This is a genomic window from Staphylococcus sp. 231237_7MaSpsaltlick (genome assembly GCF_043107035.1).
In genome coordinates, this window is record NZ_JBICNX010000003.1 from 204,254 (window position 1) to 220,264 (window position 16,011).

Annotated in this window: 15 protein-coding genes and 1 pseudogene; 5 read left to right on the plus strand and 11 right to left on the minus strand. The window is 32.3% G+C overall.

The features are described from left to right. Positions 1-290: 290 nt before the first annotated feature. Positions 291-491 (plus strand): annotated as a pseudogene (locus tag ACF91D_RS07075) (IS5/IS1182 family transposase); the annotation flags it as partial. A gap of 105 nt (positions 492-596) precedes the next feature. Here ACF91D_RS07075 and ACF91D_RS07080 read toward each other — a convergent pair. The 3 genes from ACF91D_RS07080 to ACF91D_RS07090 all read right to left on the minus strand — a co-directional run bounded on the left by ACF91D_RS07080 (position 597) and on the right by ACF91D_RS07090 (position 3,445). Continuing rightward, a complete protein-coding gene (locus tag ACF91D_RS07080) occupies positions 597-1,721 on the minus strand; it encodes a glycerate kinase (RefSeq protein ID WP_042738217.1) in 1,125 nt (374 codons plus the stop codon). A 357-nt stretch (positions 1,722-2,078) separates the two neighbouring features. After that, complete coding sequence (gene ytxJ, locus ACF91D_RS07085) at positions 2,079-2,399, minus strand: bacillithiol system redox-active protein YtxJ (RefSeq protein ID WP_042738216.1); 321 nt, start codon at positions 2,397-2,399, stop codon at positions 2,079-2,081. Positions 2,400-2,557: 158 nt separating this feature from the next. Next, on the minus strand, positions 2,558-3,445 hold the full coding sequence (locus ACF91D_RS07090; RefSeq protein ID WP_107589982.1) for an EMYY motif lipoprotein: 888 nt from the start codon (positions 3,443-3,445) through the stop codon (positions 2,558-2,560). 126 nt (positions 3,446-3,571) lie between these two features. On the opposite strand from ACF91D_RS07090, the gene ACF91D_RS07095 reads away from it, so the two are divergent. The 3 genes from ACF91D_RS07095 to ACF91D_RS07105 all read left to right on the plus strand — a co-directional run bounded on the left by ACF91D_RS07095 (position 3,572) and on the right by ACF91D_RS07105 (position 5,512). Beyond that, complete coding sequence (locus ACF91D_RS07095; RefSeq protein WP_107527349.1) at positions 3,572-4,096, plus strand: GrpB family protein; 525 nt, start codon at positions 3,572-3,574, stop codon at positions 4,094-4,096. Between the two features lie 164 nt (positions 4,097-4,260). After that, the gene (gene murB / locus ACF91D_RS07100) at positions 4,261-5,181 is read left to right on the plus strand and encodes a UDP-N-acetylmuramate dehydrogenase (protein WP_042738213.1); all 921 of its coding nucleotides are present in this window, start codon (positions 4,261-4,263) and stop codon (positions 5,179-5,181) included. A 16-nt stretch (positions 5,182-5,197) separates the two neighbouring features. Then, complete coding sequence (locus ACF91D_RS07105; RefSeq protein ID WP_392436773.1) at positions 5,198-5,512, plus strand: CHY zinc finger protein; 315 nt, start codon at positions 5,198-5,200, stop codon at positions 5,510-5,512. A gap of 80 nt (positions 5,513-5,592) precedes the next feature. On the opposite strand, the gene ACF91D_RS07110 is transcribed toward ACF91D_RS07105, so the two are convergent. After that, complete coding sequence (locus ACF91D_RS07110; RefSeq protein WP_107527348.1) at positions 5,593-5,919, minus strand: PH domain-containing protein; 327 nt, start codon at positions 5,917-5,919, stop codon at positions 5,593-5,595. Positions 5,920-6,468: 549 nt separating this feature from the next. Between ACF91D_RS07110 and ACF91D_RS07115 the strand changes: the two genes are divergently transcribed. After that, a complete protein-coding gene (locus ACF91D_RS07115) occupies positions 6,469-6,981 on the plus strand; it encodes a transposase (protein ID WP_232161286.1) in 513 nt (170 codons plus the stop codon). 184 nt (positions 6,982-7,165) lie between these two features. Here ACF91D_RS07115 and ACF91D_RS07120 read toward each other — a convergent pair whose 3' ends face one another. The 7 genes from ACF91D_RS07120 to nrdI form a co-directional block, all read right to left on the minus strand. Then, the gene (locus tag ACF91D_RS07120) at positions 7,166-8,206 is read right to left on the minus strand and encodes a ferrated catecholamine ABC transporter substrate-binding lipoprotein SstD (RefSeq protein ID WP_107589978.1); all 1,041 of its coding nucleotides are present in this window, start codon (positions 8,204-8,206) and stop codon (positions 7,166-7,168) included. 110 nt (positions 8,207-8,316) lie between these two features. Beyond that, complete coding sequence (locus ACF91D_RS07125) at positions 8,317-9,117, minus strand: iron ABC transporter ATP-binding protein (RefSeq protein ID WP_042738208.1); 801 nt, start codon at positions 9,115-9,117, stop codon at positions 8,317-8,319. Then, complete coding sequence (locus tag ACF91D_RS07130) at positions 9,114-10,073, minus strand: iron chelate uptake ABC transporter family permease subunit (protein WP_107526568.1); 960 nt, start codon at positions 10,071-10,073, stop codon at positions 9,114-9,116. The genes ACF91D_RS07125 and ACF91D_RS07130 overlap by 4 nt, the downstream gene beginning before the upstream one ends. Next, on the minus strand, positions 10,063-11,031 hold the full coding sequence (locus ACF91D_RS07135; RefSeq protein ID WP_042738206.1) for an ABC transporter permease: 969 nt from the start codon (positions 11,029-11,031) through the stop codon (positions 10,063-10,065). Before ACF91D_RS07135 ends, ACF91D_RS07130 begins: the two co-directional genes overlap by 11 nt. Before the next feature lie 687 nt (positions 11,032-11,718). Next, positions 11,719-12,687, minus strand: coding sequence for a class 1b ribonucleoside-diphosphate reductase subunit beta (gene nrdF / locus ACF91D_RS07140; protein ID WP_042738205.1), 969 nt, complete (start codon positions 12,685-12,687; stop codon positions 11,719-11,721). Positions 12,688-12,919: 232 nt separating this feature from the next. After that, a complete protein-coding gene (gene nrdE / locus ACF91D_RS07145; protein ID WP_042738204.1) occupies positions 12,920-15,025 on the minus strand; it encodes a class 1b ribonucleoside-diphosphate reductase subunit alpha in 2,106 nt (701 codons plus the stop codon). Next, positions 14,988-15,386 carry a class Ib ribonucleoside-diphosphate reductase assembly flavoprotein NrdI gene (gene nrdI / locus ACF91D_RS07150; protein ID WP_107512128.1) on the minus strand — a complete coding sequence of 133 codons (399 nt, stop codon included), beginning with the start codon at positions 15,384-15,386 and terminating at the stop codon, positions 14,988-14,990. The genes nrdE and nrdI overlap by 38 nt, the downstream gene beginning before the upstream one ends. Between the last annotated feature and the right edge of the window lie 625 nt (positions 15,387-16,011).

Genomic DNA, 16,011 nt, shown 5'->3' on the forward strand with positions numbered 1-16,011 from the left:
TATCACTTAACACATTCGATATTTTAAATAAGAATCTAGGACAGAAATACCTAACATTAAGCCCATCAAGGATCAAAAATCTTTGATGGGCTTGTTATTTATATCAATACTCCCTATTATTATCGCTCACTTACCTAAGGGGATTGGCTCGAGCCTTGGTCTCGACACTCACCCTACGCCCTCACGTGTCTCGCAAACAATACGAAGTTCATATATGTTATTACTACAAAAAATAAGACACTCTCGTATAATTTAATAAACATCACTAAACTAAATTAACAAGGTGTCTTATGTATAAAAATTGTTACATCTTTCAATTAACTCTACCAATAGAATCTGAAACACTTATACCTGAAATTGATATCGTACAAATTGTAAATCATTTAGGAGAAACAATTCCATAAAATGAATTCAACCATTCCTATGGCGCTTCTTCTTATCATTCTAAAATGATGTTAAACATCACTCTTTATGCTTATACTCAATCGATTTTATTTTTTAGTCTGAAAGACTAAAGTCCCAGACTCTTATACTATTTATTAATAATATGCTGAATTAATCGCATTCTACGAACATAACATAAACTTTATTCTAATTTATTTTGTCGAATCAAAATCTGTTTTTAATAGTTTAATAGCTTGAACAGCATAATGTCTGATTTGAATTCCCATTTTAAAATCAGTAAAATACTTTGGCATTTGAATAAACGTATTAAACATAGATGTAACACCCATTGATTCAAATAAATCAAACTTATCGTCAGTCGCACATATCGCAATTGATGGTTTATGATGCTTCGTCGCTAATTCCGCAATACGAATCGTCGTCGTTTCTAATAAACGGTCTTCTTCACTTACACCCTCGCCAAATATTACTAAATCAGCTTGTGCTATCAGCGATTCCAAGTGCGTAATTTGGTCAACCAACTCATGACTAGTCATAATCTCGGCATCATATAAAGCATGAAGTACAGCTGCAATACCACCACCTGCACCACCTTTAGCAATTGGACCAAGCGCGAGTTTCATTTCACTTTTAAATATTTCACTTAAATACCAAATCAAGTTATCAATTTCTGCCGCATCGTTTCGCTCAAGACCTAATTGCTCGTGTAGTTGAATAATTTCACTTTCCTTACCATACAATTTACTGTCAAAATCTGACATCAATTGTAACCTGACATCTTTAAGTTGTGGATGTAACCCAGAAGCGTCTATTTTTCGAATATATTTCAATACACGCGTTCCTTCAGTGACATCGACTTCATTTGCTTCATCATCGTAAAACTTCATACCTAGTGCTTGCAACATACCCGCACCACCATCAAAACTATCAATACCACCTAATGAAATAATGATATGTTTAGCATGATTTTCTAAAGCATCTACGATGAGCTCTCCTAAACCATAACTCGTACGTTGATTGATTGGTTTAGTCCCTTTTAAAAATAAATTCCCTTCAATGACAGTTACATCATTATCCGTAATACCATAAACAGCTTCTACTTTATTCATATCTGCATCATGTGTCATAATTCTGTATTTCGTTCCCGATTGCCATAAAAATACAGAATCCATTAACTCATGACGACCATTAAATAATGGTACTTGAACGATATCTGCACGTTCAATCTGGCTCGCTACCGCTTCTTCCACATATCTATTCGCTTGGTAACTTGAAATAATACCATTAAATTCATCCATCGCCACTAATACTTTCATCTTGTCACCTCAAAATATTTATATTAACAACAATTACTATATATTAATTTAAGCGTTATTTATTTCAATACATAGTACAATTCAAAAATAGTTAGTGAGTCACAAACGACTTAATGTCGTCACTACATGCTGATTTTATACACATGTGGCACGCTTCCCACTCACGAAATGATATAGCTACAAAATTTAAGTGCTATAATTTGGCGCACTATCATATCGCAAGCTATAATTTCCCATTCATTTTTACATTATACATGTCATTATCATTTTTTTCACATTAAAAGATAAAATAAGCGCTTGTGATAGGTTTCCATATTAGAAACATACTACAAGCGCTTGTGCTAATTTTTAAGTTTATTATTCTTCAGCATTTGCTAAAGAACTTACATTGATATTTTCGTGATCTGCATTCCAAACCGCTTGTCCCTTCACAAAATAAAATGCTTGTGGCGATTCGTGCTTTACATTTGTCTTCTCTTCAATATAGTTAGATAATTCACGTTCTTGTTGAACGACTAAATAGTATCCATCCATATCTCGTTCATATAAAAATTTGTTAAATTGATCAAATGCATCTGCTGAAATAGGACAAGTTTCACTATGTTTCAGTACAAATACATAACTATTTTCTTCAATAACTTGTTCAAACTGGTCAATCGAACTCAGCTTTATAGCCATTCTATTCACCTCTAAAAATATTTAACACACAATAAGTTCCAAATTGTGTGAAAGTGCCACGATATTAACATATCATCGTTTCCAATTATACACAATTACCTTTTTGTTGTTAACCGTTTATTTAAATTCTTATAACTAATCAAAAATATTATCTCGTTTTAACTATCTTTAATTTTTTTATACTTCTTGTTAAACGCTTTATCATAACGTTCTAGGTCTTTCCCCTCTTTAGGTAATGCATCGATATCCATTTTCTCTATTTTTTCACTTATTTCTATCGTTTCTTCTCTTGTTTCATAATAATTTTGTAAACTATAGTACATTTCTATTGCATTTTTACGCGCATCATTGACGTAGCCACTCGTGATTTCTGTTTTATTTAAATCTCTAATTTCCTTAGTAATCAGCGGCATAATATCATCGTTAATTAATTTTTTTACCTTTTGAGGATCCGAAGAATCAAAACCATCATCTACAGTTGATTTTAATGCTTTATTATTTTCTTCTAATTTTTCCTCAAAATATTTCACATCTGATGTTGCGCCAGCTTTTTTAGCTTTTTTCATATTTGCCTCAACCTGCGAACGATTCTTCTCAAATAATTTCGTATAATCTAATATGTCTTCATTAGCCTTTATAGATTGATTATATAAATCGACAAACTTTTTTGTTTGATTTAGTGCTTTTTTCTTATCTTGAACTACCTCTAGATATTCAGATTTAAGCGCTTTGGTTTCAGCAGATTTGGCAGGTAAATGTTTCGCTGCCTTTTCATATGCATCCATTTTAGGAATAACCTTACTATTTATTTTATTTTGTAAATCATTAAACTCTTGCTTATTCTTATCAGTGGTGTCTGTTTTGCTTAAATCATCCAAACGTTTAAGTTGGATACTGTCCATTGCCTCTTCTACATTCTTCCCTTTATTTTTAACATCATTCAATGATTTGTTAAAATCTCTAAATTCAGAAGACCATTTATTACTACATGACGTCAATATGATTGATATACTAAGTAAAAAAACGATGCAAAGTATTCTTTTCATTTCTGCACTCCTTATTATTCCGTATTATACAGAAACTTATTTAACTTGAAAATGATATGTGATATATTATTTCAGAATTTACAGTTTAACAAGAATAAAATCAGAATAAAAGGAGCGCTCAACTTAATGTATTCTCAAGTACAAAATTTTATCATTGAGCATAAAAACATTGATTTTGCACAGCAGTATGAAACGCTTAGTACAACTTTATTTAACCTTTTAGATACGCCCGTAAAATCAACGCACCATATTGGTGGTACAAAACATTTCACTTATCCTACCGAACCTATCTTAGACATTCTTGTAGGAGTAGATAATTTACATGACATAACATCTTTAGATGAAAAACGACTGAATTATGCTGGCTTCTATCGTTTACATCATCCATATAAAAAGAAAGTAGTCATGGCTCAATTTAATAACCTTATTGATTTAAAGCAAATCGCCCGTCTACATATTATCCAAAAGGATTCTACGCTATATAATGATTACTTATTAAGTACAAAGTATTTAGAAAATAATCCATCAGCAGCGCAAACTTTTGGAAATGCTAAACAAAATATTGCTCAACATGCACCTACAATTCGTGCATATGAGAATCAAAAGCAACAGTTATTCTCTAAATTATTAAAGCAAATACATACAGATTAATTTGAATCGGTTTTTACGTTCACTTTTCATACAGACATGGTATAATCAACTCAAATTTTAATAGATGTATAAGTTTTGTGATTAACTAGCATACTATTTAGCAAATACCCACAAATATTGCTATAATGTATAAATGAATTCACTAGGAAAGGACGTACAATACATTGCATAAAGATGACATCTTAAAGGAATTAGAAGCAATTGTACCTAAAGATATAATAAAGATTGATGAACCTTTAAAGCGCTATACATATACAGAAACTGGTGGTCAAGCAGATTACTACTTATCACCAACCACACATCAACAAGTGCAAGCGATTGTGCACTTTGCTTATTCCAATGATATTCCTGTTACTTATTTAGGTAATGGATCAAATATTATTATTCGTGAAGGCGGCATAAGAGGTATTGTTATCAGCTTACTTTCACTCGATTATATTGAAGTTTCAGATGATGCTATTATTTCTGGAAGTGGTGCTGCAATCATTGATGTTTCACGCACTGCAAGGGATTATAGTTTAACTGGTTTAGAGTTTGCATGTGGCATTCCGGGCTCTATTGGTGGCGCTGTATTTATGAATGCGGGCGCCTATGGAGGCGAAGTAAAGGATTGTATTGATTATGCTCTTTGTGTAAACGAAAAGGGAGAATTAATCACCTTAACTAAGCATGAATTAGAATTAGATTATCGAAATAGTATTGTTCAGAAACAACACCTTGTAGTTTTGGAAGCTGCTTTTACACTTGAACCGGGTCATAAAGAAGACATTCAATCGAAGATGGATGATTTAACTGAACGCCGAGAAACAAAGCAACCATTAGAATATCCTTCATGTGGTAGTGTATTCCAACGCCCACCTGGACACTTTGCAGGAAAACTAATACAAGATTCAGACTTACAAGGTCATCGCATTGGTGGAGTTGAGGTTTCAACAAAGCATGCTGGCTTTATGGTTAATGTTGATAAAGGTACAGCCACAGACTACGAAGATTTAATACATTATGTACAAAAGGTCGTTAAAGAAAAATTCGATGTGGAGTTACATCCAGAAGTACGAATTATCGGAGAGCATCCCCAAGACTAGTTAGGAGACAGATACAATGGTTAATATTTATGGTCCAACGGTAGATAGCGAAGGCAGATGCACACATTATCAAACGCCTTTAGACATTATTTCAATTAAATTTAAATGTTGCGATAAATACTATCCATGCTATAAATGCCATAACGAAAGCGAATCACATCCTATAAAGCGATGGGAATCAGACGAATTTAATGAATGCGCAATTTTGTGTGGTGTTTGTAAACACGAAATGACAATTAACGAATATATGATGATTGAGGCTTGTCCAGAATGTAATGCGCATTTTAACAATCGTTGTAAATATCACTATCATCTTTACTTTGCTATTTAATGCATAATAAAAACCAGACCTTTTCAAATCCCGGAAAGGTCTGGTTTTTTAATATGAATATTTCATTTCTTCTTAATTATTTATGAAGGCATTTGTGACTTAACATAATCCACAAAAGTTTGGATATCACCCTTTTGTAGTTCTTTCATTGGCATTGGTCCCACATTAAAGACAAATTGAATACTATCGTCGTGTGCTTCAATCTGTTCAATTTCATTATAAGCAATACTTCTATAATAAAATTCACCATTCATATCTACATTTAAAATCAATCGCTCATTTGTCGCAATAAAGGCACCTTCGAATTCTGAAGTACCATGCATATTATACTCAATCGTCCCTAATACAGTAGGACCTTGCTCTTCTGTTGGATATAAATCATTAGGATTCACTTTATCTAATATCATCATTGCACCTCTGTTCAAATGTAATTACTCAGTTTCCTTTTAACATTAAAGCTAGAAACGTCACCTTAATTTAGTGTTTATAAACCATTTACCCTTTCCATTTCTAAAATAACACAATTCTACTTTAATCCCAGGTTATTTAAAAGACACTATATTTACGTATGTTTGTTGCAAAATACCTAAATAAACATTGTCATTCTCATTTCTAGTTTCAGATGATCTTATCAATAATACAAAGTACAGTAACGAATCTAGAACATAAACACCTAGCATTAAGCTCATCAAAGATTTTTGATGGGCTTTGTTATTGTTATCGATACTCAGTATTGTTATTGCTCGCTTACCTAGGGGGCTGGGTCGAGCCTTGGTCTCGACACTCACCCTACTCCCTCAGGTGTCTCGCAAACAATACTGTAAAATTATAAGCAGTAAATATCAAGACAACGATTTTAATATAATTCAATTTCCTTACACACACGCTAGCATACTAGGTAAAAGGAGATATTCTATCTATCTTTCTGATTCGTATTGCTCACTTACCTAGGGGGGATGGCTCAATCCTTGATGTCGACACTCACCCTACTCACTCAAGTGTCTCGCAAACAATACGAAGTTCTTATATGTAATTACTACAAAAATAATGACTATGATTTTAAAAGAGGTTTCAAATTAGACGAATGTGATGATTGTTCAGGGTGTCCACACTCCAACCGATATAGCAAACATAATTCGGAGACTAATAAAAAAGTTTTGAGGAATTATAATTGGGAATCTTTCAAAACTAAAATAAATCAACAGCTTTCAGAACCAGAAATACAAAGATTCTATAATCAAAATAAAATTGAGATAGAAGCTGTTTTTGTATTATTAAAGGCTATTTGTGGATTTACTCGCATGTCACTTCGAGGAATAACAAGGATAAAACATGAACTCGGATTAGCATTATTAGCTATCAATATAAGTAAAATAATAACACTAAGTGATAATCAATTTGATAATAATAGAAAAATCGATAATTTTTACATTTTCACAGTAAAAATTATCGATTTCATTTTAGTCTGAAGACTAATGTTCCAGACTCTTTCATTCTAGGATTTAAATCCCAATCTTTTAGGTCTTATGATTATCTACAATCAAATTCGATACGTATAAAATAAATTCACTTGCTGTATTAACAGTATGAATTTAATATCTAGACAATGCATTTACATCATTTTAACTAACATTTCCCCACTCTAGATGTTAATTATTTTTTGTCTAATGCTTTTTCAACTTCATCCATTTGTTTAATGGCAGTTGTAGTAGAACCACTTGCAAAGTACCATAATTTAGGATCTAGTTCATAGACTTTATTATGTTTTACTGCATCTACATTTTTAATTACATCATTGCCTAAAGCTTGTTTCGCTGTTGATTTACCACCGATTGCTTGTCCGCGGTCCATTGCAAAGATAATTGCTGGATTTTTCTCAGCAATATATTCATTTGTTACGTTTTGTCCGTGTGTACTTCCTTTAATATTATCATCAGCAGCAGTGAAGCCCATTGTATTGAAGATTAATGAACCAAAACGATCACCAGCACCATAAGTAGATAATTCACCTTCATTAACTAGTAAGAACATCGCTTTTTCGTCTTTCATGTCTTTTGTTTTATCTTTTACTTCAGCGATTTTATCATCTAATTTTTTATTTAAAGATTTAACTTCGCTTTCTTTATCGTAAATTTTACCAAGTTTTTCAGCATTTTCTTTTAATGAATTAACTTCATTTTTGTTATCTACACCTACATAAACCACTTTTGCATCTGGTGCTGCTTTCTTAAATTCATCTAAGTTTTTCTGATTAGCCGTACGACCAGATATGTATATAACGTCAGGTTTAGCAGCAGCTACTTTATCATAATTAACTTCTTTCAGACTACCAGTATTTAAGTATTTTTCATCTTTAAAATCACTTAAGAAATCTGGTAATGATTTACCACCTTCACCTTTAGGCACAGCTTTAACTTTGTCTGCTAAGCCAAGTTCTTTCATTGTGTCTAAAGTTCCATAGTCAAAAACTACAGCCTTTTTAGGATTCTTCGGTACTTCTACAGTTTCTTTTACCGTTTTAGCATCGCTACCATCTCGTTTTTCGCCACTTGCTTGATAATTATTTTCAATTTTCACTGTATCTTTAGTGTCCTTGCTTTCTGATTTTTTATCATCAGATCCAGATCCACTATTACCACATGCTGCTAATAAAAACATTAAACCTATAACTAAGACTAAAGCATATTTTTTCATGGTGTTTCATTCCTCCAATTTTTGTTTAATACCCAATCTATCCCACGTTTTAAAAGTAACGCTACGTTTGCATCACTCCCTTCAATGTTTAGGACAAAGACATCTTAGATTTAAATGGACTCTACTAAAGACAGTGCTTCTTCCTCTGTAGACTCATCGAAGTAAACACAGATCCGTTGTCCACGTATTTCTTCGATTTTCACATCCATATCATAAAGTTGTCGTAACACATCCGTTTGAATGACTTCGTCCTTATCACTCGCTTTCACTAATTCACCATGTTTTAACGCGATGATGTCATCTGAGTAACAAGATGCAAAATTAATATCATGTATCACAATGACGATGGTCTTATTCAACTTTTTAGCAAGTTGACGTAACGTTTGCATGATTTGAACAGAGTGCTTCATATCGAGGTTGTTTAATGGTTCATCCAACAAGATATAATCTGTATCTTGTGCAATTGTCATTGCGACATATGCACGTTGTCGTTGTCCACCTGAAAGCGTCTTAAGATAACGATGTCTAATTTCCTGTAATTGAAGTAATTCTAATGCATATTCAACTTGATCCTTATCTTCCTTTTTCAAATGGCCCTTACAATGCGGAAATCTACCAAAGTTAACTAACTGCTCAACAGTAATATTCAACTCTGTATGATTACTTTGCTTTAAAATAGATAGTTTCTTGGCAAGTTCATTACTTTTAAAATCATTAATCGAACGCCCTTCTATCTCAATCTGTCCTTCTTCAAAGTCCATCAATCGTGTAATCGCACCTAATAAAGTACTCTTACCAGCACCATTTGGTCCAATCATCGATGTGAGCTTCCCTTTTTGGATATCTACATTGATATTCTTTAAAATAGGCTTATCTTGAATTGTTTTATTAAGTCCTGACACACGTATCAATTTGCATTCCTCCTTTTAATTAATAAGTAAATAAAGTAACTACCACCAATTAAATCGATAATAATACTTACTTGTGTTGTCGCTTCAAAGAGATTTTCGACTACTGCTTGCGCAATAAATAAACTCAACCAACTAATACAGATTGTTGCCGGTAAAATATATTTATGTTCATACGTTCTCATCATTTCATGTGCTAAGTTGACTGTTAACAAACCAAGAAATGTAATTGGTCCTACAAGTGCTGTTGAAATTGATACGAGAATAGCAACAAGGATTAACAGTAATCGTGTTAATGTTTTATAAGATACACCAAGATTAATGGCTTGATCTCTACCTAATAACAATACGTCTAGATATGGAATTAATAGTACAGTGACAATAATTAAGACAATAAGTATAATGCCACAAAGGGTGACAAGCTTACTATTTGATGCGTCAAAATTAGCAAACATCGCACTTTGAACCGCTAAATAGTCCTCTGGATTAATAATTAATTCAAGAAATCCTGTGATACTTTTGAAAAATGTCCCTAAAATCACACCTACTAATAATATAAAGTAAACTGAAACGTCTCCAATTTTAAATATACCTTGGAAAAGTAGTAACGAAAATACCACCATGACGACCAAAGTAATTATAAAATTGAGATACAGATTCGTAACTAATACAGATTGCACACCAAAAGCAAAAACTAACAGCACCTTAACAAACATATAAACCGCATCTAACCCCATAATCGAGGGTGTTAACAACCGATTGGTCGTAATCGCTTGAAAGATGACTACTGAAGCAGCAATTGCTCCTCCGACGAGTATCATCAAGATTAACTTCCTTAATCTACTTGAGAATTGATATTGAAAAATTTCAAAATCAATGCCTACGATTGAATAGATGACGCCCATAATCACAGTTAAAGCAATAAGTATCAATAATTTATTCTTTGCACTAATTTGCATGTTGGTGTCTTCCTTTCATTAGCAAGATTAAGAATATAACAGTGCCGAATACACCAATCGTTAAACCAATATTGATTTCATACGGATAGACGACAATTCTGCCAATAATATCTGAAAACATCACAAATATTGCTCCTAACATTGCTGTATGTGGAAGTGCATTTTTCAAATGATCCCCTCTAAAGATAGAGACGATATTAGGAACGATAAGTCCCAAAAATGGTAATGTACCAACCGTCACAACAACTAATGCAGTAATAGTCGCAGTAATAAATAAACCGATGTTGATTATTTTTTCATAATTCACACCTAAATTATTACTAAAATCCTTCCCCATGCCTGCAATCGTAAAATGATTTGCAAAGATATATGTAAGTAATAGTAGCGGAATACTTAAGTATAATATTTCATACCTTCCTGTTGTTATAATTGCAAAATTGCCGTTTAACCAATTGCCAATACTTTGAACAGCATTCGTTCTAAGCGCAATAAAAGTTGAAAAACTTGATACTATACCACCGAGCATAATACCTAACAACGGAATAAAAATGACATCCTTAAATTGTATAAATTGAACTAATTTAACAAACATAAAAGTACCTAAAATACTAAGTACGACAGCAAAAGATAATTTAATTAAAATATTCTCTTGCGGGAAAAAAATCAATGATATCAAAATTCCTAACTTCGCCCACTCCATCGTTCCTGCAGTTGTAGGAGAAACAAATTTATTTTGCATCATTTGTTGCATAATTAAACCTGCAAGCGCTAATGTACTTCCAGATATTAAAATACTCACTGTCCTAGGTATTCTACTTGAAACAATGATATTTTTTTGCTCATTTGTTAGATGAAAAATATCAGTTATCGAAACTTTGCTGACACCTATAAACAAAGAAAGGATGGTTAAAATAACTAAAACAGTAAACAACACTGTACCTTTAAGTAAAAATTTCATAATGCCTTCCCTAAATCCCTTCTATTTAATTGCTCCCAATTCTTGTTGGTTATGATAATCATTATCACTATATATAAAAAATTTTACCACGTTCTTAGTTAAATTCAATAGCAATCGGAAATTTTACTTATTTGTTAAAATAATTTATAGAGCTAAACATATTAATTTATTATTTTCATTTGATTTCATTTAAATTAAGTGGCTAAATTTATTTATACATGAGTTGTTGCAAGCGTAGATAATAACTGTCACTATCTTTAGCAAATGAATACAGTAATTCCACGGTGATAAGCGAATTCAAAAAATTAGATAACCTATTTCCTGTACAATACAGAATACGTGTAGCCTAATCGAGTGTTTTTATATAGTTTACAATTAAAGGGTTTAGCATCTTTGTTTACTGATTTTTATAGAGTATTTCTCTAGATTATCCTTTATAGTTTTTGTGACAGTGTTTTCGCGAGACTCTTGAGGGAACAGGAGAAACTGAAGACCACAGGCTGAAGCTGTCCCCTAGGAAAGCAAGCCAACAATACGAAGTAATAACTAAAAAAGCTTCACTCTTAAGTAGAGCGAAGCTTTTTCTTAATATTTTACTATAATAATAATTATCTTAAACACATCGCCACTTCAATGACAATATGCATCGATAATCGCTGATATATTTGATTACTTAACAAAAAAAGATTAATCCTCAAAGATAAAATCTTCATCTGTCAATGCTTCAACATTCAATGCAAGTGTATAACCGTCACCTTTAACAGAGAAGAAATCATGGTTTTTAGTTGATGTATCTAAAGCATTCTCGATAATTGGATTGAACTCTCTTTCTTCAAAGTATGGTTCAAATCCAAGGTTTGATAATGCTTTATTACCATTGTATCGAACATAATTCAATACATCTTCAGATAAACCAATTTCATCATATAGTGAATGTGTATAAGACACTTCATTTTTATATAAATCATCTAATAATTTATACATTTCTTGATCAGCTTGTTGCTTTTCACTTTCTGATAACTCGTTTCTTAAACTTTGTGCATCCATTCCAGTAAACACACCATGTATTGATTCATCAAGTAAGATTTTACGAATAATTTCACCAGACGTTGTCATTCTACCTTGCCCAGCAAGATATAGAGGATAATAGAAACCTGAGTAGAATAAGAATGTTTCTAAGAATACACTTGATACACGTGCAATATATTGATCATAGATTGAAGCTTCTTTGCCCCATAATTTATGGTAGTTTTCGATAATTTTATCTGATTTATATTTTAAATGAGGTTCTTCAATCACCCATTTATCTAATAAGTAGTTAGTTTCGCTTGAGGGAAGTAATGTCGTAAAAATATGAGAATAACTTTTAGCATGAATTTGTTCCATCATTGCCATGAAAGAATATACAGCTTTTTTACGTAAATCTGTTGTATGTAACATGATAAGTGGCATACCATCATCTGCTTGATGTGTATCCAAACCAGTTAAACCAGCTAACGCTTTTTTAAAAGCATTTTTTTCTGCATCTGTTAACGTCTTCCAACTTGCTATATCCTTAGAAACTTTGAATTCCGTTTCTACCCACATTTGTGAAATATTTTGTCGCCAAAACATATTTGTCATGTCTTCTTGAGTATTCCAATTGACTGCTTTCATTTAGATAATGTCTCCTATTCCAGTATAAATTTATTTAAATAGCGATTATTTACAGTTACAACATAAGCACACAAAGTTAACAGCTAAATCGTTAATATATTAAGACCCTCTTACCGCCCTAATATTAAAGTTACGATTCGCTGTTAACGATGGGTTTCTTATTCATTGATGTAAATATTAAACTGTTGTGTTCACTTACGTTAATAATCACTTTCGTCGTGTTTCACTAAAACTAGATTGAGCAACTTGTACATTCTTCAACACTTAATAATTTATTTCTAGTGTAGTATAAAGACTTTAATCCTTTATGATGTGCATAGACATAGAGTCTAGACAATTCACGTGTAGATATTTCTGAATTCACATATAGAATTGTTGAGATACCTTGATCCACATGTGTTTGAATTGTAGAAATTAAATCGATTAATTTCATTTGGTCAGTATTAAATGCTGATTTATAGTACCACATTGTTTCTGGTGATAAGAATGGCATTGGATAAAATGTTTCCGCATTACCATAAGTACGTCTCTCAATTTGATCAACAATTGGCATAACAGAGCTTGTAGCATTTTGGACATAAGAAATACTTTGTGTTGGTGCAATTGCTAAGCGATACGCATGGAATAAACCATGTGTTTCAACTTGTTGTTGCAATGCTTTCCAATCCTCAGGTGTTGGAATTTCTAAACCATCAAACAATTTACGTACTTTTTCGTATTGTGGTGCAAATGTTTGTGACGTATAGAAGTCAAAATATTTTCCATTAGCATAGTCCGACTTTTCGAAACCTACATATGTTTCTTGACGCTCTTTAGCTATTTCCATTGAACGTTCTATTGAATAATAATTCATCATCATGAAGAAGATATTAGCAAAATCTTTCGCTTCTTCAGATTCATATCCAATTTTGTTTTTAGCTAGATAACCGTGCAAGTTCATAACACCAAGTCCAACTGAATGCAGTTCACTGTTAGCTTTTTTAACACCAGGTGCATTCTGAATATCTGCTTCGTCACTTACCACTGTCAATGCATCCATACCTGTGTGAACAGAATCTTTAAATTTACCTGATTCCATTACATTCACAATATTTAATGAACCTAAGTTACATGAAATATCACGTTTAATTTCATCTTCTGTACCATAGTCATTGATGATTGATGTTTCTTGTAATTGGAAGATTTCCGTACACAAGTTACTCATTTTAATTTGGCCGATATCTGAGTTAGCATGTACTTTATTCGCATTATCCTTAAACATTAAATATGGATAACCTGATTGTAATTGTGTTTGAGCAATCATATTCAACATTTCACGTGCATCTTTTTTCTTCTTATCAATGTTTGGATTAGCTACTAATTCATCATAATAAGCTTCTAAATCAATATCATCCAAAGTAACCCCATACTCTTTATATACTGTATGTGGTGCAAACATGTGGAAATCCTTGCCTTCCTTAGCTAAATCAAAGAACTTTGAAGGTACGATTAAACCAGTAGAAATCGTAGATAAACGTAAATCTTCATCAGCATTAACCTTCTTAGTATCTAAAAACTCTTCAACATCATAGTGGAAGATATTTAAATATACAGCACCAGCGCCTGGGCGTTGTCCTAATTGGTCTGCGTAGCTAAATCCACCTTCTAATGACTTAGCAACTGGTAGTACACCCTTTGCAACACCTTTAATGCCTTTAATCGCTTCACCACGTGCACGTAATTTAGATAAATTAATCGCTACACCGCCACCAATTTTACTTAATTGTTTAGCTGTTGCATCGATAAAGTTAATTGAATTTAAACTATCATCTACTTCTAATAAGAAACATGATACTAATTCACCACGACGAGCACGTCCTGCATTTAAGAATGTAGGTGTCGCCGGTTGGTAACGTTGTTCAATCATAGCTGAGATAAATTGCTTAGCTGTTGCCTTATGACCATTAGCAAGATAAAGTGCAACAATTACAACGTGCTGTTTATAATCTTCTAGATATTGACTCTTGTCATTTGTTTTTAATGCATAATCTTTAAAGAATTTACTAGCTGACATGTAACTTGCAAAATTGAATTCAATTTGCTTAGCAAAATCAGTAATTTCTTGAAGATCTGCTTCTGAATAAACTTCAAAAACATCAAAATAGAAGTCGTTGTCGACGAGGTAGTGTAGGCGTTCTAGCTCACTATCAAAGTAAATTGTCTTGTCTTGGATTTCTTCTAAATATACTGTTAACGCCTCTTGGTCCTTTTCTAAATTGAAAAAACCATTGTCTTTACGCTTGGTAACTTCGTTATTTAATTCAATATGATTGTATTTCTTCTCGTCTATTATCTTCATTAAAATGCCCCACCTTATCTTTAAATTCGCTAATGTCTTCCTTTGTGCCTTGAACTTCAAACTTCATTAATAATGGAACGTTATATTGTTCCGAAATAGCGCGTCCAGCTTTGGCGAAATTTTGTCCCCAATTTCGATTACCACTTGCTGCTACTGCTCTAATCAAATCATGATTAACCTCTAAAAATGCTTGTACAGGTTGTGGAATTTCACCAAAACCAATTGTACCAGTGACCATAATGAACGGTTCATCCAATCTTTCCGTGCAATTATTCTGCGTAATTTCCATCGTATTCTTCAATTCTGCTCTGGTAATAAAGCGTCGCACATTACCGGAAAATGAAAAATAAACAACCTTCATCGGCACACCTACTTTCTATCTTTGATCTATCCATTAAATATGGAAAATCATATTATTCCACTAATCTATTCACCTAATTTCAATCGTGTAATGCCCCATAGAAAATCATATTATTTAAAAACACAATATATAGTGATCATGTCATCTACATATAGTGATGTAAAAATGCATTTTGAAAGTATTACTACTATATTTGTCATGATTAAGTGGCTAAACCAGTGTGATTTTACTTGAAATTTGGTTTATTATATATAAAGTGACTTGAAACCGAAACACAATATATAGTGTTTCGGTTCTGTCGTTAATACTATATTATGTGTTTCATTATACATAAGTCCGAAGACGATTAAAAGCCTTTTTATTTTAGGAAACTGTGGACAAATTTTGAAAACGGAATGAAAATGGCACCAATTCAACTTTAAATTGAACTCTTAACTTTAAAAAAATTTTTTTACTAAAATTCCGTTCATTTTATTTGATTTTTCTAAAAGTTATACAAAGCGCTATATACCGTTGTTTTGCACATTGTACCAATTACGTTGTATAAAATATTCAAAAAATTTGCTTTACTTTTTCTAGAATTTAATTTGAACAAAGTCCAAGATAAAAGGGAACGTTTGTTCGT